The sequence below is a fragment of the Variovorax sp. P4_D9 genome, from assembly GCF_056401695.1.
In genome coordinates this window covers 1-1,264 of record NZ_JBFUIU010001473.1, presented here as the reverse complement: position 1 = coordinate 1,264, position 1,264 = coordinate 1, and the positions used below count along the sequence as shown (strand labels likewise).

At 64.9% G+C, this 1,264-nt stretch carries 2 protein-coding genes; both read left to right on the top strand.

Going from position 1 to position 1,264, the window contains the following annotated elements; translation table 11 throughout:
• Window positions 1-362: peptidyl-prolyl cis-trans isomerase (locus tag AC1DY5_RS56115; RefSeq protein WP_478122786.1), on the top strand; the 362-nt coding region annotated here is incomplete at its 5' end.
• Window positions 359-1,264: HupE/UreJ family protein (locus AC1DY5_RS56110; RefSeq protein WP_478122785.1), on the top strand; the 906-nt coding region annotated here is incomplete at its 3' end. The genes AC1DY5_RS56115 and AC1DY5_RS56110, both read left to right, overlap by 4 nt.

Here is a 1,264-nt window from a genome sequence, read left to right as displayed (position 1 = left end):
GGACTACGGCGGGCGATCCGTTCATGTACCAGCAGTACTATGGCGATCGACCGTTCGACGAGATCGCCCGGCAGTTCGGTCCGAACTTCGCGCATGCSCTGGTGAAGCTCGCCCCGGGCCAGTGGGCCGGCCCGATCGAATCCGGCTACGGGTGGCATGTGGTGTTCGCGGAATCGATCACACCTCAGCGGATCCCGGAATACGAGGAGGTCGAAGCGAACGTCAGGTCCGTATGGATCGAGGACCGACGTGACGAAGTGAAGGGCCGGATGTACGAGGCGATGCGCGCGCACTACGACATCGTGCTGCCGGCATCAAAGGATCGGCCGAACCCTCAACTCCCTACGGACGTCGCGAAGTGAGGGCCGTTCTCGCGCTTTGCCGCTTCGTCATGGGCCGCGGAGTGCATGCTCTGTTCGGCGCAGCGCTGATTGCGCTCACCTTTCAGGCAGCTGCGCACGACGCGCGCCCCGCCTACCTAGAGCTCAGGCAGACAACGTCCGAGCGCTACGACGTGCTCTGGCGAACGCCGGTGCTTGCGGGCATGCGGCTGCCGGTCGTGCTCAAGCTTCCCGACGGAACGTATGACGTTGTCGCGCCGCACACGCAGGAGCTCTCCGATTCCCTGGTCGAGCGGCGGGTGATCGAGGCGCCTGGCAGCCTCGCGGGTCACCGTATCGAGTTCACCGGCTTGCAAGGCACGATCACGGACGTGCTGGTACGCGTGCAACTCGCCGGTGGTGAGACGACGACGACCTTGGTGCGGTCGTCGCAGCCTTGGGTCGAGATCTCTGCGACGCCAGAGGAGCCGCTCGCGATCGCGAGCGCGTTCGTCAGGCACGGGATAGAGCACATCCTGGGTGGATACGATCACCTGCTTTTCGTCTTCGCGCTGCTCCTGATCGTGCCGAGCACACGGGCGTTGGTATGGTCCATCACCGCCTTCACGCTYGCSCAYTCGATCACGCTGGCGCTCGCCACCTTGGGTGTGGTTCATGTTCCGGGACCGCCGGTCGAGGCTGCCATCGCGTTCTCCGTACTGCTGCTCGCGAGCGAGATCGTACGCACGCGCCGGGGCGAACCCAGCCTGACGGCGCGCTGGCCCTGGGTGATCGCCTTCTGCTTCGGATTGCTTCATGGCTTCGGCTTCGCAGGTGCGCTATCCGAGATCGGCCTGCCGCGCGGTGACATCCCGCTCGCACTGTTGGCCTTCAATGTAGGGGTTGAGCTCGGCCAACTTGCGTTCATCGGCGCAGTGCTGGGA